This window comes from Candidatus Margulisiibacteriota bacterium (genome assembly GCA_028715625.1).
In the GTDB taxonomy this organism is placed as follows: Bacteria; Margulisbacteria; Riflemargulisbacteria; order GWF2-35-9; family GWF2-35-9; genus JAQURL01.
The window spans coordinates 18,220-39,591 of the sequence record JAQURL010000020.1 but is presented as its reverse complement, the minus strand read 5'-3'; the positions used below and the strand labels follow the sequence as shown (position 1 = coordinate 39,591).

The 21,372-nt window shown below is 38.5% G+C and carries 23 protein-coding genes; 9 read left to right on the top strand and 14 right to left on the bottom strand.

Translation table 11 applies throughout. The features are described 5' to 3' along the window. From PHV30_04815 to PHV30_04805, 3 genes are all read left to right on the top strand, one after another. Positions 1-567, top strand: a 567-nt coding sequence (locus PHV30_04815; protein MDD5456338.1) for a hypothetical protein, incomplete at its 5' end; no start/stop codon positions are given. Then, the gene (locus PHV30_04810) at positions 567-1,859 is read left to right on the top strand and encodes a hypothetical protein (GenBank protein ID MDD5456337.1); all 1,293 of its coding nucleotides are present in this window, start codon (positions 567-569) and stop codon (positions 1,857-1,859) included. The genes PHV30_04815 and PHV30_04810, both read left to right, overlap by 1 nt. 44 nt (positions 1,860-1,903) lie before the next feature. Beyond that, the gene (locus PHV30_04805; protein MDD5456336.1) at positions 1,904-2,680 is read left to right on the top strand and encodes a FecR family protein; all 777 of its coding nucleotides are present in this window, start codon (positions 1,904-1,906) and stop codon (positions 2,678-2,680) included. A 6-nt stretch (positions 2,681-2,686) separates the two neighbouring features. Here the strand turns inward: PHV30_04805 and PHV30_04800 are convergent, their stop codons facing one another. After that, positions 2,687-3,064, bottom strand: coding sequence for a response regulator (locus tag PHV30_04800; GenBank protein MDD5456335.1), 378 nt, complete (start codon positions 3,062-3,064; stop codon positions 2,687-2,689). 83 nt (positions 3,065-3,147) lie between these two features. Between PHV30_04800 and PHV30_04795 the strand changes: the two genes are divergently transcribed. Genes PHV30_04795 through PHV30_04785 form a run of 3 tightly spaced genes read left to right on the top strand, consistent with a single transcriptional unit; the run spans position 3,148 to position 5,309 of the window. Beyond that, positions 3,148-4,320, top strand: coding sequence for a hypothetical protein (locus PHV30_04795; protein MDD5456334.1), 1,173 nt, complete (start codon positions 3,148-3,150; stop codon positions 4,318-4,320). Next, on the top strand, positions 4,321-5,064 hold the full coding sequence (locus PHV30_04790) for a hypothetical protein (protein ID MDD5456333.1): 744 nt from the start codon (positions 4,321-4,323) through the stop codon (positions 5,062-5,064). Between the two features lie 2 nt (positions 5,065-5,066). Further along, positions 5,067-5,309 (top strand): hypothetical protein, encoded by a 243-nt coding sequence (locus tag PHV30_04785; GenBank protein ID MDD5456332.1) that lies wholly within the window; start codon positions 5,067-5,069, stop codon positions 5,307-5,309. Positions 5,310-5,341: 32 nt separating this feature from the next. On the opposite strand, the gene PHV30_04780 is transcribed toward PHV30_04785, so the two are convergent. The 3 genes from PHV30_04780 to PHV30_04770 are packed head-to-tail and all read right to left on the bottom strand — an operon-like array spanning position 5,342 to position 9,398. Continuing rightward, positions 5,342-7,270, bottom strand: a complete 1,929-nt coding sequence (locus PHV30_04780; GenBank protein ID MDD5456331.1) for an ABC transporter permease — start codon at positions 7,268-7,270, stop codon at positions 5,342-5,344. Positions 7,271-7,273: 3 nt separating this feature from the next. Further along, positions 7,274-8,248, bottom strand: a complete 975-nt coding sequence (locus PHV30_04775) for an efflux RND transporter periplasmic adaptor subunit (protein ID MDD5456330.1) — start codon at positions 8,246-8,248, stop codon at positions 7,274-7,276. Then, entirely contained in the window at positions 8,238-9,398 is a 1,161-nt protein-coding gene (locus PHV30_04770) for a TolC family protein (GenBank protein MDD5456329.1), read from the bottom strand. Before PHV30_04770 ends, PHV30_04775 begins: the two co-directional genes overlap by 11 nt. Before the next feature lie 209 nt (positions 9,399-9,607). On the opposite strand from PHV30_04770, the gene PHV30_04765 reads away from it, so the two are divergent. Then, entirely contained in the window at positions 9,608-10,183 is a 576-nt protein-coding gene (locus PHV30_04765; GenBank protein ID MDD5456328.1) for a carbohydrate binding domain-containing protein, read from the top strand. A gap of 183 nt (positions 10,184-10,366) precedes the next feature. Here PHV30_04765 and PHV30_04760 read toward each other — a convergent pair whose 3' ends face one another. The 5 genes from PHV30_04760 to pyk form a co-directional block, all read right to left on the bottom strand. Further along, positions 10,367-11,395, bottom strand: coding sequence for an extracellular solute-binding protein (locus tag PHV30_04760; GenBank protein MDD5456327.1), 1,029 nt, complete (start codon positions 11,393-11,395; stop codon positions 10,367-10,369). 76 nt (positions 11,396-11,471) lie between these two features. Beyond that, positions 11,472-12,266, bottom strand: coding sequence for an ABC transporter permease (locus PHV30_04755; GenBank protein ID MDD5456326.1), 795 nt, complete (start codon positions 12,264-12,266; stop codon positions 11,472-11,474). Then, on the bottom strand, positions 12,263-13,135 hold the full coding sequence (locus PHV30_04750) for an ABC transporter permease (GenBank protein ID MDD5456325.1): 873 nt from the start codon (positions 13,133-13,135) through the stop codon (positions 12,263-12,265). Before PHV30_04750 ends, PHV30_04755 begins: the two co-directional genes overlap by 4 nt. Then, complete coding sequence (locus PHV30_04745; protein MDD5456324.1) at positions 13,136-14,248, bottom strand: ABC transporter ATP-binding protein; 1,113 nt, start codon at positions 14,246-14,248, stop codon at positions 13,136-13,138. Positions 14,249-14,307: 59 nt separating this feature from the next. Continuing rightward, positions 14,308-15,741, bottom strand: coding sequence for a pyruvate kinase (gene pyk / locus PHV30_04740; protein ID MDD5456323.1), 1,434 nt, complete (start codon positions 15,739-15,741; stop codon positions 14,308-14,310). Between the two features lie 56 nt (positions 15,742-15,797). Here pyk and PHV30_04735 point away from each other — a divergent pair, with 56 nt between their 5' ends. Then, entirely contained in the window at positions 15,798-16,988 is a 1,191-nt protein-coding gene (locus tag PHV30_04735) for a class I SAM-dependent rRNA methyltransferase (GenBank protein ID MDD5456322.1), read from the top strand. A 146-nt stretch (positions 16,989-17,134) separates the two neighbouring features. Here the strand turns inward: PHV30_04735 and PHV30_04730 are convergent, their stop codons facing one another. Beyond that, the gene (locus PHV30_04730) at positions 17,135-18,673 is read right to left on the bottom strand and encodes a radical SAM protein (protein ID MDD5456321.1); all 1,539 of its coding nucleotides are present in this window, start codon (positions 18,671-18,673) and stop codon (positions 17,135-17,137) included. A 115-nt stretch (positions 18,674-18,788) separates the two neighbouring features. Between PHV30_04730 and PHV30_04725 the strand changes: the two genes are divergently transcribed. Further along, positions 18,789-19,109 (top strand): hypothetical protein, encoded by a 321-nt coding sequence (locus tag PHV30_04725; protein ID MDD5456320.1) that lies wholly within the window; start codon positions 18,789-18,791, stop codon positions 19,107-19,109. A gap of 29 nt (positions 19,110-19,138) precedes the next feature. Here PHV30_04725 and PHV30_04720 read toward each other — a convergent pair whose 3' ends face one another. The 4 genes from PHV30_04720 to PHV30_04705 are packed head-to-tail and all read right to left on the bottom strand — an operon-like array spanning position 19,139 to position 21,366. Further along, positions 19,139-19,453: a 4Fe-4S dicluster domain-containing protein gene (locus PHV30_04720; GenBank protein ID MDD5456319.1), complete on the bottom strand. Its 315-nt coding sequence runs from the start codon at positions 19,451-19,453 to the stop codon at positions 19,139-19,141. A 2-nt stretch (positions 19,454-19,455) separates the two neighbouring features. After that, complete coding sequence (locus PHV30_04715; GenBank protein ID MDD5456318.1) at positions 19,456-20,535, bottom strand: nickel-dependent hydrogenase large subunit; 1,080 nt, start codon at positions 20,533-20,535, stop codon at positions 19,456-19,458. Continuing rightward, a complete protein-coding gene (locus PHV30_04710; GenBank protein MDD5456317.1) occupies positions 20,525-20,920 on the bottom strand; it encodes an NADH-quinone oxidoreductase subunit C in 396 nt (131 codons plus the stop codon). The genes PHV30_04715 and PHV30_04710 overlap by 11 nt, the downstream gene beginning before the upstream one ends. Further along, the gene (locus PHV30_04705) at positions 20,917-21,366 is read right to left on the bottom strand and encodes an NADH-quinone oxidoreductase subunit B family protein (protein MDD5456316.1); all 450 of its coding nucleotides are present in this window, start codon (positions 21,364-21,366) and stop codon (positions 20,917-20,919) included. Before PHV30_04705 ends, PHV30_04710 begins: the two co-directional genes overlap by 4 nt. Between the last annotated feature and the right edge of the window lie 6 nt (positions 21,367-21,372).

Below are 21,372 nucleotides of genomic sequence, written 5' to 3'. Positions count from 1 at the left end.
TGCTCTTCCGATCTTGCCACAGACATACAAACTGCCGATAGCGGTCTGGCAACCTGGAACATTTCCTTCAGCAAAGAAGACAATTCGTTTAATAGCAATATCTCCGGGAACCTCGACAGCAGCCAGGATGCCGTGGTCTTGTTTGATCTTTCCGGCGCATCAGGTCTAAGTCCCGGTTCGTACGTTTTACATATAGAATTCCTGGATATGATCGGCAATATTGTCACTGCCAGTTATCAGCTGACTTTGCCGGAAAGTTCTGCGGGCTATAACTTTATGCTAGGGCCCAATCCCGTAAACATTAACAAGTCTGATGTCCATATAACTTACGAACTGAAAGAGCCGGCGGATATTCAGATAAAAGTTTATAACGTCGGTGGACAGCTGGAAAAAGACTTTTCATACACATCGGGTGATTCAGGTGGACAGCAGGGATTAAATCATATTCTCTGGAATGGCTTTAATAACAATAATAAAAAATTATCGACCGGTTTATATTTTGTTTATCAGATTATTAACAATGATAAAGCTAAAATAAACAAATTTTTGCTTTTGGTGGTCAAGTAATGAAAAATTTAATACTTTTCTTGGTATTGTTTGATCTGCTGATGGCTGTTGATTATGAACATTTTCTGGCAAATGGCATCGGTATTAATTCTCTGGCAATGGGCAACGCTTATTTTAATATTTATAACAGTGAAAGCGCTTTTTATAATCCTGCAGCGTTGAGTTATGTTAAATCCGGTTCTTTATGTATGGTCAATAATAAAAAATTTAATGAACTGAATGAATACTATATGTCGCTGGCATATCCATCAGAATCATTTTCTTTTGGTTTTACCGTCTTTTATTCCGGTCTAAGCAATCGTATTGTCGGTACTTACTATGATGAAAACTTTCTGCAGGTAATTCCTTCGGGTAGAAACTACTCATATTTTACATCTCTAGCCATGATGAGTACCGCTGCTAAGCTAAATAAAAATTTGTCTGTGGGTTTAAATATAAAATATGCATACAAATATCTTGATATAACCTCGGCCTCTTGTTGTGGAACCGACCTGGGGCTTATTTATTATTTAAATTCCAATATAAACCTTTCCTTTACCGCATACAATCTGCTGGCTAGCGGCTATTTGTGGGAAACTGAGCGGGAAAAGCCCTCCCCGGCTTATACTTTAGGATTAGGTTATGCACTGGATAGCTCAAATATTAACTTTGGAATTAAATATCAGGATGATATCTGGCAATATATGGCTGGGCTGGAAAGCAGAATACTAAATGAGAACCTGATATTCAGGCTTGGAATAAATCAGGACACATGTAACGCCGGCTTGAGTTTGTGCCTGGGAGACTATTCCCTGGATTATTCTTTCGCCTGCTATAACAGCGGATCCGAATACCTGGGTGGTGTGCACAGATTCGGCCTTACCTGGGCCCTTGACCAGCAGGCAAAGCCTGTGACCGACAAAGAATCGGTCAGGGCTAACCCGACTCCTGTCCGGGACTTTTCTTCTTCATCTCTTTACAATGAACTGTCAATAAATGAAATCAAAGAACTACCCGTGTCACTGACGATTAATTTTGATATTATCGATAACAAAATAATAATTAAGGGTCTGGCTAAAAATATTAAACTATTAAAATGGGATAATACTGACATAGCCATAAGAAGTGACCAGAAATTCTATGAAAAAATTAAGTTAAACCTGTATGAAAAGAAAACTTTTCTTTTAAAAATATATGACAGGTCCGGTAACCTTTATGAATATAATGTAAAGATTAATAATAAGGTTATTGAACTAACTAAAAAAAATAATATCAAAGAGATTAATTTAATAATTAAAACTACCCATCAGTAGCGTTTTTCAGGTTTATTTAGTAGTATTATTAAAAGGCTGATACTATGAAAAATTTTATATTTATTTTAATTCTGGCTGCGTTTTCCATGCTCTATGCCGAAGTTAATTTTGACTCCCTGGAACCGCCATTAATAGCCCAGATTATTACTTTTGACGGCACCGTACTTTATCGTGGCAAAGACTCTTTTTATTGGCAGGAAGTAAAGCCTACATCAAAATTTTATAATTATGACGAACTTAAAACTATTACCAACTCTTATTGCGAAATACAATTTACCTCTGGGCATACCGTGAGGCTAGACCCCAATTCCGATATTATCCTAAACGCCATAAAACTTGATCCACAAAAGGATTATTTCCGTACAGTCCGGGTAATGCTGGGCAAAATATGGATTAAGGCTATAACCAAATCCCCTGCCAATGAACAATTTATTATCAAAACAGCCCATGCTTCAATCTCTATAAAAGGCACCTTCTTTTCGGTGGAGGGGCCAGAGGGTAATATTTCTACTTATGAAGGCACTGTTGAGGTTGCAACAGACAAGCAAACAGTGCAGGTAAAAAAAGGTACGGAAATATATATTAATAACTCCGGAACTATCCAGGAAACCAAACCATTGTCCAACCAGAGCCTGAGTGCTTTGAACAATATCCTGAATTCTTCTCTGATTATTACACAGGACGAAAAAACCAAAATTCAGAACGAATACAAAAAGCAACTGGAAAAGATTACTGCCAGCCAAACCTCCACCCAGGAAAAAACTGGCCAAACTGATCTTTTTAGTATCCTTAAAAAATTTCTAAAAAAATTAAAACTGTAATAATTCTCAGGGTGCCTGAGAAATTTTTTGAATAATCTTTCTGATATCTTCCATATGAAAAGGTTTTAGGATGTAGTGCTTTGCGCCCATTTGAATACATTTAATAATTGTTTTTTCGTCACGGTTGGAGCTGACCATCACTATTTTAAACTTCGGATTAATAGCCAACAGCTTGGGTATTAATGACATACCGTCAGTTTTGCCCATATAAATATCCAGGGTGATGATATCTATTTCATCCTTTAACCTCCTGACGTTATCCAGGGCATGATCTTCTTTGGTGGAAATTCCCAGAGTAACATAATCTAGGTCAAAAAGAACCTTTTTCAACATCAGGGCAATATATTCGGAGTCGTCAATTATATATATTTTCTGGGTTTTCATTAATAACCATTATATTTTTTATTTGTGTTTAAAACAATTCCCTTTGGGGAATAATATTAGATGAGTAATAAGGAGGATATAATATGGTAGCTACGCTAGCAGGGAATATAAATAGTTCATTCCGCGATATCGTCTGGGGTGATGTTAAAAAAGACAATTTATCATTACCTGGCAATTCAGAAATAGTAAATGAAATTAAAAAAATTATTAATGAAGACAAATCCATAAAAGGTAAAGATAAAGCACTAAATATAGACAAATTTCTCTCAGCACTGGTAGAGTTAAAATACTTATCAAAAGAGGGTAATCTTACAAGGAAATCAGAAACTATATCTGAAAAGTTTATAAAAAACACACTATTGGTGTGTTTTTCTAAACTTTCAATAGCAAAATCTTCATTGGGCGCGAAAATCAAGGGAGCTATCGAGAGCAAAGCAAAATCTGCTCCGCTTCCTGATAGTGATAAAATCACACAGTCTACCATTACAAATATTCAGGACCAGTTATTCAAAGATATAAAAACCGATACCCCTACTGAACAAATAGATAAGAAAATAAAAGAGGAAATGAAGGCTCGTGTTAATAATGATATAAGCGGGAATAATGAAGGTTTTGTAAAATCAAAAATAGATATATTACAAAAAGATGCAGCCAGAAAATCTATCGGCTCATACTTAAAAACTCAAGATACAAAGAGTAATTATTCCACTGATCCTTCAACCATTATTTCTGAGGCAACCAAAGCATTTCCTGGCACATTGGAAGACAAGTCAGTAACAGAGTTGAAAATAGCCGACATAAAGAAAGTCGCCCCAGAAATTATCAGTAATATTGGTGAATATTTTGAAAATTCAAATGATATTAATGGCAGCATAAATTTAATTTTTAAGACGGATGCAGATAAACTGATTATAGAAAAGGTAAAAGACAAAAACCAACGTGATGAACTACTGGCCCTTTACCGCTCCTGCAACTTGCCTTATATGAAAGCTAAAAACGCTCAAATCGACTTATTGGCAAAAGAACAGCGCCTAAGAGATGCGCAGCTTTATACAGAGGCAGCTATTAGTACACTTCCTAAATTAAAAAATGATCCGGATGTTCAAAAAACATTAACCGAAATCACGTCTGGAAGAGCTAAAGTCAAAGATGCTTTGAAAGCTATTGATGAAACTATGAAGAAACTGGAAGAAGAACTCTTTAACAAGAAAAAAGGGCTTTATCAATACGGCTTTCCTTTGGTTCAGGGTGGATAAATGTCTATAGAAACCGAGATCGCCCAGCTCGAAGCTATGACCCGGCGGGTCTCCGAAAAATTGGGCTCCAGCCTTGTTTCCTTAAAAGGCACTCATCTTGTTCTCAACATGAACCGGACCTTTGAGCTCCTGAGTATTCAATTAATAGACAGGGATTACCCGACAACTGAGCTTTGTATGGAAATCGCCGGGCTCATGCGGGATTATGTGCTTATGCTGCAAAAAATTGAACCGCACATTAAAAAAGTTTTGAGCACTCAAATGGAATCAATGCTGCAGTCCAAACTCTGGATGGAAAATCTGGTAGAAAGTAATAGTGAAAAAATTGATACCCTTGGTTCTCTTATGCAAAAAGAAGTTATTACAGCAGCAGATGAAGACAAACTTGTTTGTATTGAAACCAATCTGATGATGAGTTCTTTTACTGTCAAAGTCACTACGGAACACGAATTATCTCCTGAAATTTTTATCTATGCTTATAAAGACGCTTACGAAAAAATTTATGGTCTGTTTATCAAAAATTATTCCAGACTCTGTTCCATGCTTGGCGACAATGCTTTTACATCTAATGATTTTTCCATTCAACATTTCTTTAATGAAAATTTAAGTAGTCAGCCCCTTGAAATACAAACGATTGATAGTTTTGACCGTCTTTTAGCTCAGGGACTGAATAACAATTCTGGTCGCTTAGTTAAAAGTGAAAACAAGCAAACCAAGCTTATAAAAAAATACACCTGGGGATAAATTTGAATATTAATTCTGTTTCTCTGAATAATGTTTATGAATCTGGGAAAAAGGCTGACTCGAATGCAGTTTCTAAAAAAACCGAAGGTACTTCGAAAGAATTTAATCTCCAGACAAATCCTTTGTTAAATTCTGTGATTACCGCATCCAGGATGAACCTGATACCCGGTTTGTTTATGAATATTTTTCTGATGACAGCTCTGGCCAAACGCAAAGAAGAATTAAAAAAAAGATCCAAAAAGTAAAATAGTCTGGAAACAACTACTTCCAGATAACTTTATTCGTACCTCAATGCTTCAATCGGATTGAGGTTTGATGCCTTTTTAGCAGGCCAGATCCCAAAGATAAGCCCTATTGTTATGGAAAATGAGGTAGAAATAATTATGGCAGATGGCGTAATAACTATTGTCCATGCTGCTACTTTGGAAAGAATGGTAGCAATTGCCACCCCTAAAAGGATCCCTAACATGCCCCCGGTAAAAGTCATAATCACTGCTTCGGTAATAAACTGCATAAGAATATCTATCTTTCTGGCTCCGATCGCCTTTCTGAGGCCTATTTCTCGTGTTCTTTCAGTAACAGATACCAGCATGATATTCATAATTCCGATACCGCCAACCAAAAGTGACAGGGATGCAATAAATCCCAATAAAAACGTCAGGCTTTTAACCGTGCTCATTAATGCTTCCTGTAATTCTGCCATATTCATTATGCGTATGGAATCCTTCTGTTCCGGAGTCAGGTTATGCATTTTAGTAATCAATTGTGTTACAGCAGTTTGCGCATCGCTAACCTGTTTTATATCCTTTACCTCAACATCCAGCTGATCATAATACTGTTTGCCAAGCACTCTAAACATTGCAGTCGATAATGGCAAATAAACCACATTATCCTGATCCCTGAGCCCTGTTCCACCGCCTAACGCCGGAAGCACTCCAATTATCCTGAAATTAATCTTATTGATCTTCAGAATCTGATTTAACGGATCGTTGTCACCGAACAATTCAGTGGCCACGGTTTTGCCTATAACCGCTACTTTTTCACGGTTCTGTATTTCCTCCTGATTAAAATACCGCCCATATTCAGGTGTTCGATTACGCATTTGCTCTGATTCTATAGTCGAACCCTGTATATAAGAACTCAAGTTTTTATTTCCGGCAATGAGGGTTACTCCTCCTGAGACCTGCGGTGCAACCCGCTTTATCATTGGAAGCCCTTTCAAAGCGTCAACATCTTTTATGGTAAATTTTACCGGAACTGTTCCCTGTCCTCTGTTAGGTACAACCATCAACAAATTCGTACCCATTCTGGATAATGATGAGGAAATGGAAACTTTCGCTCCTGCACCCAGCGCCAACATTGCCACAACCGTACAAACCCCGATCACGATACCGAGCATGGAAAGAAATGAACGAACCTTGTTTGCAAAGATCATCTGAAAAGATTGTTTAATATAGTCCATAAATTGTATGGTGCTACCTGTAGGTTTCTTGCCTTTCGATTCGGATAAATGTCCCTTTTTCGCGATTTTTGTTTTAACCTGAACCTCGTCAGAAACGATCTCTCCGTCCTTCAGGCGTATAATACGTTTCGCTTGCTTACCAATATCTTCTTCGTGCGTGACAACAATTATTGTTTTACCCTGATCATTTAAATCCTGTAAAATTTTCAGGATATCTTTTTCGCTTTTACTGTCCAGGTTGCCCGTAGGTTCGTCAGCCATTATTACAAGCGGATCATTAACAAGCGACCGCGCTATTGCAACTCTTTGACGTTCTCCACCGGACAACTCGTTGGGGTTGTTGGTTTCCTTGCCTTTCAAGCCTACCTGTTCCAAAAGTTCATAAGCCCTGCGTTTTAACTGCTTTTTTCCGGAATAAATCAAGGGCAGATGAATATTCTGAATAGACGTGATTCTGGGTAATAAATGGAACTGTTGAAAAACGAAGCCGATATAATCTTTTCTAAGTTGGGCATACTGGGTATCGGTAAAATGAGAAGTATTCTGTCCATCAAGAATGTACTGTCCGCTATCCGGTTTATCCAGAAAACCCAGGATATGTAACAGAGTAGATTTGCCAGACCCGGAAGGGCCCATAATCGCTACAAACTCACCCGCATCAATCTTTAATGAAACATTGTTTAGTGCCCTGAAACTTATTTCTCCATTATTGTATTCTTTAATAATATTTTTCAGTTCGAACATAAATTAATGGGCTTTGCTGCCAGCGCCGCCAGGACGTTTAATTGACAGTGGGCTGCCGTTAACCTTCTTTTTACTGTTATATTTTTTAGTTTTTATTTCTATCTGATTGTTTTCATTAAGTCCTGAAATAATTTCCGCTTTTGTGTCATCCATAAGACCTATCTTTATTCGTACTTTTTCAGCTGGATTTTTCCCATTTTGCACCAATACAAATTTTTTATTACCTTCCTCTTGTATAGCGGTTAAGGGGAGGGTCAGAACGTGTTTTTTGTCTTTAACCAGGATATTGATGTTGGCACTCATTCCCGAACGGAAGAATGCCGGGGTTTTATCCAGAATTATTTCAACCTCATAAATTGTGACATTATTAACAACTGTTGATTCATAAGAAATATGTATTACTTTACCTGTAACAATATCGTTCGGGTAAGCATCCAGATAAATATTGGTTTTTTGTCCTAGTTTAATTTTGCCGATATCTGTTTCATCAACCTGTGCTTTTACAATCAAATGATCAGATAAAACAATAAGTTCATCGGAAAGCCCCACGGCCTGGCCGGCATTGAAGTTAACAGCGATTACCTCCCCGTTTATAGGAGCTAGCAAAGGAATCGGTTTATAAACATCTTCCCAATACTTATATACACTGCTGCCTTTTAATTTTGCTGCATCCAGCAGAGACGCCCTGTCTGTCGAGCTCATAAGAATAAGAGTCTGACCGCTTTGTACATGCTGGCCTTCTTTTACCTGCACTTTATCTATTCTTCCGGGAATATCCGGTTTTATAACAATCCGGTCTTCCGGTTGTACCATGCCTGTTGTTGAAACATAAATAAGCATATCATTATAAGCAGGTTTAATATAACTGATCTGATAATCGGTTTTAGGTTTCTGTATTTTTGTTTTATAGACATAATATCCGCCAGCCACAACAACAATTATACTGATAAGCACGACAATCCATTTTTTATTCTTCATTTTCCAGTGTTCCTCCTTTAGCCATAATCCATGCCGCCTCGGCAGTCAAAAGGCCGGCTTCTGCGGAAAGATAATTTTTTTTCATATTAATATTATCGTTAATGATTAAAATCCAGTTGTCATAACCAATTTGCCCTGTGGAATACTGAACGTCAGCGATTTGTGATCTCACATCGCTGGCTTCCAGATATTTTTTGCTTATATCCACATTATCCCGTGCATTGATCAGATTTATCCATGCTTCCTTGAGGTTATATAAAACATTTTTATATACACTTTTCTCATATTCCACTGCTTGATCATACTGCGACTGCGCAATTCCTGTTTGAGAAGCAAGGCTGCCCCAGTCCCATATAGTATAGGACGCATTGATGCCCATAGACCAGCTGTCATTCTGGGGAAAGAACTGATTATCGTTAAGACCATAACTCAAGCTGGCATAAATATAAGGCAACTCTCCGGCTCTGGCTGCTTCCAGGCTTGATTCTTTGCTTTTCCTATCCCACTCATATTGCAGCAAGTTCGGATGCTCTTTTGCAATCTTTTCAAAATCCACAGCTTCATAATTTTGCACTATAAAATTCCCCGTTGCTTCAAGTTCATTCCAGCTATCCAGCCCCATTTCCAAGGCTAACTTTTGTTGTGCCAACCCCAGATTTCTTATTGTTGCCTGAACAGCCGCAGTTGCCTGGCTCAAATCAGCCTGTGCTGTCAGCAGTGCCCCGCGATGTTCACGCCCGGATTCATAACGCAAGGTAATCAACTCATACTGCTTTTTTCTGCTGGCTTCTATAGAACTGTTTAGCTTCAGTTGTTCCTGATAATTAAGCAGGTTAATGAAAGCTTTACGCAAATCAGAACGCGTACTGGCTGAATTATAAACGTAGCTGTATTTATAAAACATTGTGCTCCTTTGAGCTTTCTCCAGGTTATAAGATGTTTTACCCCAGTCAAAAAGTAACTGGCTTATACTTAATTGGCCAGAAAAATTATCCTGCGTACCCAGGGTGGATTTAGAACGTTTTACTGAAAAAGTGCTTCCGAGTTGAGGTAATAAATCACTTTCTGCTGATTTTTCATTAAGCTGACTTTGCTTTATTTTTTCTCTGGCAATAATTAAATCGGAGTTATATTTAACACTGCTTTTCACACAGTCTTCCCACGTTAATGTTTGTGAAAATCCTATTCCCAGCATAATAAAGGCTAAAAAAATAGTTCTGTATCTTTGCATCTGTTTGTTTTACAATTAATTCTAGCTCTTAGTTCCATGGATAACAACATTTATATTTGATATTTTAAATATATACTGTATTTGCTATAATCTGGCTGATAAAACTAAAGGTACAAGGAGCTGAACTTATGTATAAAATTTTAACCACTTTTCTACTGACATCTTTATTGTTTATTTCTGGCTGCCAAAAACCTTTAACTATTCAAAATATGAATGTCGAATCAGTCCAGTCTGTTGCTTTATATCAGGAAGATTTTAAAGATATTTCCGAATGGACCGCTTTTTTTAGCAAAAATTCTTCTATTGAAGTTGGGCAGGTTATGATTGATAATTCCCCCTGTCTGAAATTATCGTTTAAACTTGGAGACTGGGGCGGCATCGGAAAATCTTTCAGCAAAAAATATTCCTGGAATATCAAAAATAGTGTTGTTCTTAGAATTAAAGGTGATTCCTCAAGTAATATTGCCCGAATAGAAATTACCGACAATGGCGGCGAACGTTTTATCAAGCTTGTTCCTATAAACTTCCAGGATTGGAAAATCATCACAATTCCTTTAAATGAATTCAAACATCGTCAGGACTGGCAGCCGGATAAAGCACCTATGGACGGGTTTACGCTCACTGCTGTTGAAGGTATAAGTATTTCTCCCACCCTGAAGGGTTCGGGAGTATGGCTTATCAGCGATTTGAAGGTTATACCTTAAACCATTTAGCTCAAAAAATGTTTAATTTTCCGTTAAACGGGAATATTTTTATTATATGGAACTGGATATTTTAGAGGATGTACAGCATCTTTCGGAAAGCTTGATGGATTCAGCCAAACCCCAAATGTTAAAGGCGTTTCGTCAATTTATTAATGAATTTGTATTTCCTTCCTTCTTATAAACTTACATCCGTATTTCTTCCCAGATCCTGTTATAAAGCTCAACATCCTGGCCTAAGTCTTCCTTGATCTCACAATTCATTAAGTCATTCACTTGATAGTGCGGCTGGTTTTTTACATATTTCCTGGCTTCGGTATTAATAGCAGGAAGCCGTAAATAATCCAGTATCTGCGCAAAAACCTGAGGCTCCAGAATATAGTTAATAAACTTATAAGCCAGTTCTATATGTGTTGCATCTTTTAAAATTACCATACTGTCTATATACATGGCTGATCCTTCCTTGGGGATAAAATAGTCCACGTCCTGTTGTTGATTCTCATCCAGTTCCAGGTATATATTTTCAGCATAACCCTGTACCACCCAGAATTCACCGGCGGCAAACCCTTTGGCAAAAGATTCGGCGTCAAACTTCAAGATGTTTTTCTTCCACTCCAAAATAAGCGTTTTGGCCTTTTCCAATTCTTCTTTGTTGGTAGTATTTACAGAATATCCCAGATTTTTTAAGGCTAGCCCCATAACTTCGCGCATATCGTCCAGCAAAGTCATCTTTCCTTGAAGATCTCTTCGTTTGAAAATATTGGAACTGTGTTCATAATTTTTTACGAACTTTTTATTTACAGCAATCCCCGCTGTCCCCATCATATAAGGCACGCTGTAGGCACAACCCGGATCATAATTGATTTTTTTCAGGATCTGAGTATCCATATATTGAAAGTTGGGAACTTTACTTTTATCTATGGCTTCCAACATCTTTTCCTTGATCATAATTTTCACAAAATCACCTGAAGGGAATACCAGATCATAACCTTTTCCGCCGGCTTTCAGTTTGGCAAACATCTCCTCGTTGGATGAATATACGTCATAAACAACCTTTACTTTAAATTTCTGTTCAAAATCCTTAATAATATTTTCAGGAATGTAGTAAGTCCAGTTATAAATATATAGTGTGTTCTGCACTTTTTTGCTACAGCCGACATTAGTCAGGATCAATAATATCAAGGAAAAGGCTAACAAATAAAAGAATTTATTCATTACAGGCTCCGCTTAAATTATACAATAAATATTAGAATATCCCAATTCAAGCGGAAAACATTATAAATATAGAGCTTTATTTAAATAAATATTTGGAAAAACGCAGGGTCAGCAGGGTCAGAAGTACCGAAGCCACAATAATAAAAACAGATAAAACATTAATTACCGGAGATACCCCAAAGCGGATCATAGAATATATATAAAGCGGCAGCGTAGTTGCTCCTGGCCCTGCAACAAAAAAGGTTATTACAAAGTCTTCCAGTGATAGCGTCATGCTTATTAGGTAAGAAGCGATAATTGCCGGCACGGACATTGGTAGTATTATTTTGAAAAGCACATCCGTTTCCATAGCGCCCAAGTCATAGGCTGCCTCTATTATAGACTGATCAAATTCTTCCAAACGCGACATCATGATTAAAAAAACAAAAGGCAGACAGAATGTGGTATGCGCCAGAAAAATTGTAAATAGTCCGAGTTTTACTCCTGTCCCCGCGAAAAAAATAAGCAGAGAAACCCCCATGATAATCTCAGGAAGCAGCAAGGGGATCAGTGTTATCAGTTCTATGGGTTTTTTAAATTTTATAGAATATCGATACAAACCTATAGCACCAAGGGTACCGATAATCGTAGAAACAAAAGCCGATGATAAGGCAATAAGGAGGCTTTTTTCAAAGGCCAGCCATAATTGCGGTGAGCTGTAGATAAAAGTTTCGTACCATTTTAAGGAAAAGCCTTTCCAGACCATAGTTTTGGATTCGTTAAAGGAAAAAATCGTAAGTAACAACAAGGGCGCATAAAAAAATATTATCGTCACCAGAAACATTCCGGTTGAATAAAGCCCTCTTTTGGTCAAATCTATTCGTTTACTCATAAACTTACTTTCCCCTTGCCTGTATCCATGCTGGTTTCTTTTAGTTGCGTTTTCCTGCCCTGAATCATAAATAAAATTATCCCGATTATCGTTATCAGGGTTAATACAGTAGACATAGCCGCTGCCAAAGGCCAGTTGCGAGTTACCGTAAGCTCTCTGGCAATGATGTTGCCCAGCATATAGGAGCTGGTCCCTCCGACCAGTTGAGGAACAGCATAATTTCCAAAAGCCGGAATAAAGGAAAACAATATAGCCGCAAATACTCCGGTCATAATATTAGGTATCAAAACCTTTTTGAAAGCTTCAAACTTGGTTGCCCCAAGGTCACGGGCGGCTTCCAGTAAAGAAAAATCAAATTTTTCTATTGTCGAATACAGCGGCAATATCGCGAATGGAAGATAGGTGTAGGCCAGAACAATGATTACGGCAAAGGGATTATATAAAAATTGTATCGGTGGACCCTCATTTTGCAGCTTATTAATCAGTTGATTAAGGAAACCGTTGTTCCCCAAAATGGCAATCCAGGCATATATCCTGATTAGAAAGTTTATCCAGAAAGGAATAATTATCAGGAACAATAAAAAATTTTTATGTTTGCTGCGGGCAATATAATACGCTGCAGGTAAAGCTAAAAAAATTATAATTACTGTAGCCAACACGGCCATATACAGTGTGTTCCAGAATATCTGTAGAATTGTAAAACGTTGCAGTGAGCGATACGCCTCCAGGGAAAATTGAAGCAACACTCCTCCGTAAGTACCTTTTTGCAAAAAACTATAGGTCATGATTATGCCCAGCGGTATTAAAAAAAATACGCTCAACCACAAAACCAGGGGTAATGTATAAAAATAACCGGATTTATTACGCACTTAGCCTCTGACCTCAATAATATGTCCGGTATCTGCCGACCAGGATATAAAAACCGGATCGTTGCGGCGAAACAGGCTCATGGGGTCGTCGCTTAGACTGTTAATATATTCTACCTTAAAAAGTTTGCTGTCCTTGGTTTTAACAAACATCTTACTGCTGTAGCCGCCATAAATAATTTCCTCTATCAGACCATTTATCGTATTTACTGCTTTGCTGTTTGCAGCAGACTGTTCCTTCTTGGAAACTTGCACTCTTTCAGGGCGTATGGAAATTTTTAAATGTTGTCCCTTTTCCAAAGGCTTATTTGTTTCTACTAAAAGCAGGCCGTATGCCTCGATTCTTATTTTGAATTGCCCTTTCCCAATTTCTTCTGTTATTTCCCCTTCCAGAATATTGGTTTCACCGATGAAATTGGCTACAAACTCATTGGCCGGATGCTCATAAATTTCTGCTGACGAGCCTACCTGCAGGACCTGGCCCTGGTCCATAACCGCTATACGGTCTGATACTCCCAGCGCTTCCTGTTGGTCATGAGTAACATAGATAAAGGTAATCCCGACTTGATGATGTATTGTATCCAGGTCCATCAGAAGCTGCTGCCTTAGTTTTGCGTCCAGGGCGCTTAAAGGCTCGTCTAAAAGTAAAACTTTGGGCTCGTTAATCAGCGCTCTGGCTATGGCCACCCGCTGTTTTTGTCCTCCGGAAAGCTGAGCCGGGAATTTATGCCCCTGGTCCTTTAACCTCACCAGTTCCAAATAACTGCCGACTTTTTCTTTAATTAAAAATTTTTCGGCTTTTTTTAAACGCAATGAAAAGGCGACATTTTCAAACACAGTCAAATGCGGAAATAAAGCATAGTTCTGAAATATAGTATTTACTGGTCTTTTATTAGCTGGAATTGGTCCTACTTCCTGTTCACCCAGATAAATCTGTCCGCTGGAAGCCGATTCAAACCCGGCGATTAACCTTAAAAGAGTTGTCTTGCCGCAACCTGATGGTCCGAGTAGCGAAAAAAATTCGCCTTTTTGAATTTCCAGAGAAACATCGGTTAAGGCCTGAAATGAACCGAAAAATTTGTTAATCTTCTCAATTCTTATCTGACTGCCAATCATCTTATTATTGATTATCACACAGGATTAGCCGTCCATTCAATATGGCTACTTAGAAAATATTAATTTATTTCCAGAAAGCGGATATGTGTTGTTTTATTTATAGAAAAATAAGGCAGTCCAGCTAATACTATAACTTTATCCCTGGCTTTTAAAAGTTTATCTTTTTTTAATTCGCCAGTTATACTATGCAAGAATGATTCGCTGAATTCCAGCTTCAAATTTGTTTTATAGGGTATAACGCCCCAGAGCAGGTTCAGCTGGCAGCAAAGCGTCTGGTCATTACTAACCGCGATGATCGGGGGCAGCACTTTAGCTTTGGATAACAATCGTGCCGTATATCCGCTGGTAGTTATAGCAATAATAGCCTTAATATCAAGATCATTAAATAAACGGGTAATCTGGATATCCCTTTTATGTTCCTTACTATTATGATTATCCATTTGAGCGTAAATTTTATACATTTCCTCATAAACAGGACTGCTCTCAATGGTTGCTGCGATTTTATTCATCATTTCCACTGCTTTTATTGGAAACTTTCCCACTGTTGTCTCTGCAGAAAGCATTACAGCATCACCACCGTCCAGAATAGCGTTGGCCACATCATTGGTTTCCGCCCGAGTGGGCACAGGTTCTTCTATCATTGATTCCAGCATTTGGGTCGCCACAATCACTGGTTTCATGGCCAGATTGGATTTCTGAATTATCATTTTTTGCAACAATGGGACCTCTTCCGGAGACATCTCTACACCCAAGTCTCCCCTGGCAACCATAATGCCGTCCGCGACATTAATAATATCGTCAATATTTTCAATCGCTTGTGGCTTCTCTATCTTGGCGATGACCGGAATATAAGCATGATAAGCGGCCATTTCTTTTCTGACTTCCAGTACATCTCCCGCAGTTCTCACAAAAGATTGAGCAATGTAATCCACATTATGTTCCACGGCGAATTTAATAAAAGTTTTGTCCCTCTCTGTAACAGCCGGAATATGGAAGGTAGCACCTGGCACATTAATTCCTTTTCTGGAAGATAGCTCACCGCCGTTTATCACAATGGCCAAAACACTTTTTTCTTTGACAGTTTTAATTTTCAGCTCAATCCGACCATCATTTAAAAGTATGCGCTCTCCAGGCTTCAGGCCATCAAAAAGTCCCTCGTAATCAACCGGAATAATTTTAGGGTCAGTTGAAGAGTTGGCATAGATCAGCGTTACTTCCTCGCTATCTTTTAACATAATCGTTGCAGCCATATTTCCTACCCTGATTTTCGGGCCTTGCAAATCTACCAGAATAGTTAAATGCTCTTCTGTCTCTTCGGAAATCTTTCGGATATTTTTTACTCTTAAGCCATGTTCTTCCATGGTCCCGTGTGAGGTGTTTAAACGAAACACATCTACCCCGGCCTTTATCAGTTCACGAATTTTTTCCGGGCTTTCCGTGGCAGGGCCTAAAGTAGCTATAATCTTTGTATGATTAAACTCTTTAATATCCATCGGGTTTATAATAACAGAATGTTATATTAATTGTACATGATGTTATAATAGCGCTTATGTCTGATATGCCGATTATTAAGCTCAGGGCCCACAGAGAGACACCGATAAGAGCTGGACACCCCTGGGTGTTCTCCAATGCCCTTATCGGCGATATTCAAGCACAACCCGGTGTTCTGGTAAGGGTCATGGCTGCCGATAACAGCTTTCTGGGAATCGGTACTTATAATCCACTAACCTCCATTCGCATACGTATTATCAGCACAGCTGATGAACAAATTAATGAAACATTTTTTGTTAACAAGCTGGTTTTGCTTGATAAAATGAAGCAGAAATATTTACCGTCGCAAACCAACGGATACCGTTTGGTGCATAGCGATGCCGATGGTTTTCCGGGCCTCATTATTGATCGCTATGACCAGACCTTTGTTTTTCAAATACATACTGCCGGAATGGAACATTTACGTCCTCTAATAATTTCTTCGATTAAGAAAGCTTTCCGGCCTGCAGCCATTGTTGAGCGTTCAGATGTTTCTGCCAGAAAAGAAGAAGGCCTTCAAGATTATCCGGTTCAGGTCCATCTGGGGCAGATAGATAGTCCGGTGGACTTTCTGGAAAATGGCTATTCGTTTCTGGCTGATGTTTTGAGTGGCCAGAAGACAGGCTTTTTTCTGGATCAGCGTGATGCCCGGCTGCAATTCGGCATGATTTGCAGCAAACGAAAAGTGTTAAACCTTTTTTGTTATTCAGGAGCTTTTAGCGTCTATGCTGCTCTGGCCGGGGCTGAATCCGTTGTTTCGGTAGACACGTCAGAAGCCGCTCTGGAGCTGGCCATCGCAAACTTCAAGCTAAACAAACTCGATCCGGCTTCAAAAAAGTATGAATTTATAAAAGCCGATGTTTTTGACTATCTGCACAGCCTTAACAAATCTGCAGATTTTGACTTTATTGTTTGTGACCCACCTGCTTTTGCCAAATCCAAAGCTAAAGTAGAACAAGCCATCAAGGCCTATGAGGATTTAAACAAAAAATGTTTTGAGCTACTGAAAACCTCCTGTTTATTGGCATCCAGCTCTTGTTCCGGTCGTGTTACGCTCGATGATTTTAAAAACATGCTACGTATGGCCAGCGGTAAGGCCGGACGTGATACTCGTGTTATAGCCTGTATGGGGCAGGCTTTTGATCATACTGAGAAATTATCCTTCCCGGAAGGTCGTTATTTGAAAACAATTTTTGTTGAAGTCCTCTAGGGACATGCCTTGAACTAATTTAAAATCAATTCACTTTAAACCTGTTTTTCCTTTGAAAAATAGAATCATTTGATTAATTGATAGCAAATGTCCAAAAATATTTTTTCTGTCATTGCGAGGAGTAAACGACGAAGCAATCCTCGTGTCTAGACATGTAGATTGCCACGCTTCGCTCGCAATGACTTATTAGGGATTATTTTTGGACAATAGTCTGACTGTCCTGAATAAATAAGCATATGCTCGGCGAAGGGAAAGGTTCTTCTGGGTTCAGGTAAAATTTTCTCATAATCTATACTGATTCCCGAATTATCAGTATAAAAATATATATTGGAATTGATTCCGCCGTTTTTATCCTCATAAATAGCCAAAGGTTCTTTTATGCTGATTTTAAAATTATCCGGATGATTAAATATTTCTGAACCTTTGCATAAATGAAACGGGCTCATGGAGTTGTCATAATAATAAGGCTCCTGCTCCTGCAGAAACACCAGTGATTGCTGAAGGTCATCTTCTGTTTCTCCGGGAAAGCCGTAAATCATCAGCAGAACGTTTTTCATGCCTGTCTGATATGTTTCTATTATGTTTTGTCTGGCGACCTCAATTTTAAGGGGTTTATTCATCGTTTTTAATATTCTCCTGCTGGCAGATTCTATGCCCCAGGTAATCCAGACACAACCTGCCCTCTTCATTTTTGTTAATAATTCCTTGTTAAATCCTTTCTGCGGCAAAGCCATAATTGCCCACCTTATATTCAGTCCTTGCTTTTCTATAAGCTGACAAATCTCTTTAGCATCTGCCGGACTGATCATTTGGTCTGAAAAATAAAAAAATCGCACTCCCTGTTTGTTTAGACATTCCAGTTTATTAATGAATATCTGTGCCGACTTTTTTTTTTCATATTGGAAATAAGACAGGTTTTGAGAACAAAAAGTGCACTTTTGCCAGGGACAGCCTCGTTTAAATTGTATGGTGATAACAGGTTTGGGATTAAAGTACCTGCTCATATTAAGCTGAGATAGATCCGGCAAATAAACCAAATCTCTCAAAACATTATTCTTCTCCGGATTTCTAACAACAGTCTGTTTGCGATAAAAAATATTAGGAATTCTTTCCAACGGGTGGCCGCTAACAAACTCGGAAAAACTTTCCTCGCTTTCTTTGAGAAAAATAATATCCAGAAAAGGAAAAGTATTCAGCAGTTCCCGGGGTTCTATATGGTTCAGCAACGCTCCTCCCAGCAATACTTTTTTTTCTGGGAATAACGATTTAACCGCTTTCGCAGCAGCCACTGTCATATAAAACTGGCTGTATTCGTCCCGCTGATGAAAATTCAAAGAAAATGCCACGCAATCATAGCTATCAATAGTTGTTTCCCTGATAAATTCAAAAATTTCTGGATTTATTATCTCGTTTTCGTTTTGTAAATAAGCTAAAACCTGGCTATGCAGCTCCTTTTGAAGCAAAAACCACTTGTTTATTACATCGACGGTTTGCCTGTAATAATTATCAAGGTTTGTTAAATCAGCTGCCTTTTCCTGAATATGTTTGCGAAATAATGCTATATTCCAGTCAAAAAAATCAACACTAATCCCGGTCCTTTTTTTTACATAACCTCGCAAATCCAGTAACGAATAAGGAATATAGGTAGGATTGGCAAAAGGCGGGAAAACAATCAAGATTTTCATTAACCTTAATTATAGTCTGTAGCTTTTAAATATAGAATGCTAAATGATGCCAATCTCAAAATAAGTAATTATATTTTGTGTATCACTAATCGATTACAAACAGTATAATACAATTATGATCGTAACATGTTGGAAGGGCGGAAATGGTAATGTTTTTGACCCAATAGGATATGGGCTAAAAGTCGCAATTCAGGATAGGGATAAATACTTTAACTCTAACTGGGATAATATCCGTGTTGAGTTGAATGATAACATAACCGTATTGATAAAAACTAATAAAAAATCATTCTGGAATAACTCCTGTCATGAATTAATAAGCGTAGAAGTAGGTAAATGGTTGATTGAGAACAATATTGCTCCCTGGCCAAAAGGTAATCCTCCAAAACTAAGGCTAGACCTAATTAGTAATAATTATTTTAAATTATCGATATTATAAAAAGTCCGGCTTAGATTAATTTTTTTGATTTATTCTTTGGCTACTGGTGTTGAGTACTGATTTTCCATGCTCAGGCATTTTGTAGGACACACATCCACGCAGGCATTGCAAGTTACGCAACGCATAATGTCTATCTGCCATTTCTTGTCCGGTTTGCTTACCACAATCGCTGTTGTGGGGCATTTTCTCTGGCATAGCCCGCAATAAATACAGGCTTCTATCTTGTTTTTTATGCTTCCTCTGGTATTGGGATAAAACTTTCTGGGTATAAATGGATACATCAGTGTGGCGGGTTTGCTTATCAAGCTTTTCAGGATTGTTTTCCAGAATGTAAAAATTGACATAATTACCTTTCCGTACAGCTGATACAAGGATCAATGGTCAGCAGTAATACAGGGATATCGGCCAGTTGTGAGCCGGGAATTACCTTTACAATTGAAGGAATATTGGAAAAAGTCGGCGTTCTAACACGCATGCGCTCCAAGTTCTTGGTGCCGTTAGCCTTTAGGTAATAAACTACTTCCCCTCTGGGCTGTTCTGTTCTGGAAAAAAATTCGCCGCTGGGGTTGCCGGTAACCTTTATATCCACCGGACCTGCGGGAATTTTTTGAATGCATTGTCTGATAATATCAAAGGATTGAAATACTTCCTTAATACGCACTACACATCTTGCGTAACTGTCACCGTCTTCGCTGGTTATGGGTTCAAATTCTACATTTTTATAGGCAGCATAGCCAAGTTTGCGCATGTCTTGAGATACGCCGCTGGCCCTGAGCATGGGCCCGACAGCACCCAGCATCAATGCTTCGGACCTGCTTAATACGCCTATTCCGACCAATCTGTTTTTAACCGATTTGTCCTTTATAAATACATTGGCAATTTCTTTCATTTCTTTTTCCATTTGATTCAGCTCGCCTTGTATTCTTTGCAGCACTTCACTGTTTATATCTCTTCTCACACCACCGATTTTGCAGGAGCCGAAAATAACTCTGCCTCCGGTTGTTTCCTCGATGATATCCAGCAGTCTTTCTCTGATACGCCAGCTGTGCATGAATAAACTTTCAAAACCGAAAGCGTCGGCCATAAGCCCAAGCCACAGTGTATGGCTGTGTATTCTGGACATTTCGCCCCAAATTGTACGCAGGAACAGCGCTCTGTCCGGCACCTGTATTTTCATCAGTTCTTCTATGCCCTGACAATAGGTTTGGCCATGAATAAAACTGCATATACCGCATATTCTTTCCGCCACATATACAAATTCGATAAAATCTTTTTTCTCCACAAGCTTTTCCAAGCCTCTGTGTATAAAGCCTATAGAAGGTATGGCCTCAACAACCAGTTCGTCTTCCAGTACCAGGTCCAAATGAATAGGTTCGGGTAGAACCGGGTGCTGCGGACCAAAGGGAACTACGGTTCTATTGCTCATTTTTTTTCTCTTCCTTCTTTTCAACAATCTTTATCTCAGGACCACATGAAAATGGAAAAGGCTGGGCTAGCTTATAGAGCTTGCCCTGAAAATCCACATTAATACCTTTTATTTTCAGTCCGAACAAATCATGCAGTTCATTTTCATAAAGAAATGCATTCCAATAAATTCCGGTTATACTGGGGATTTCTTCTTCATTAGATTTAAGTTTGATTTTATAATTCACAAATTTATAATTTTTATCAAAAGAATAATTAACCTCATATCCTTCACCGGTTTTTGTACAACCGATCTGCACCAGCCTGTAAAGTTCATCAAAACAGGTTTGAATCAATGTATTTAAATCGGTTAAATTTATATCCAGCATTTTTTGATCTTCAATCATTTTATATTCCTCTTTTTGCTTTTTTTAAAATCAACAGCCTTTTTTTCCCAGAGACCAAGCGCTTTAACTACACCGTCAATAATAGATTCCGGCCTGGCAGCGCATCCCGGTACATATACGTCGACAGGGATTATCTTGTCCGGTCCACCGATTACGTTATAACATTCCCTGAATATTCCCCCGGATGTGGCGCATATTCCAATTGCCACTACCACCTTTGGTTCCGGCATCTGGTTATAGATATTCAGAACCACATCTTTATTTTGCTCATTAACAGAACCTGTTATTAAAAAAATGTCAGCATGCTTGGGGTTGCCGGTATTGATAATACCGAAACGTTCTATATCATACATCGGTGTCAGGCAGGCTAGCACTTCTATGTCGCAGCCGTTACAACTTGACGCGTCATAATGTATAACCCATGGTGATTTTTTTATCATTTTCATTATTTA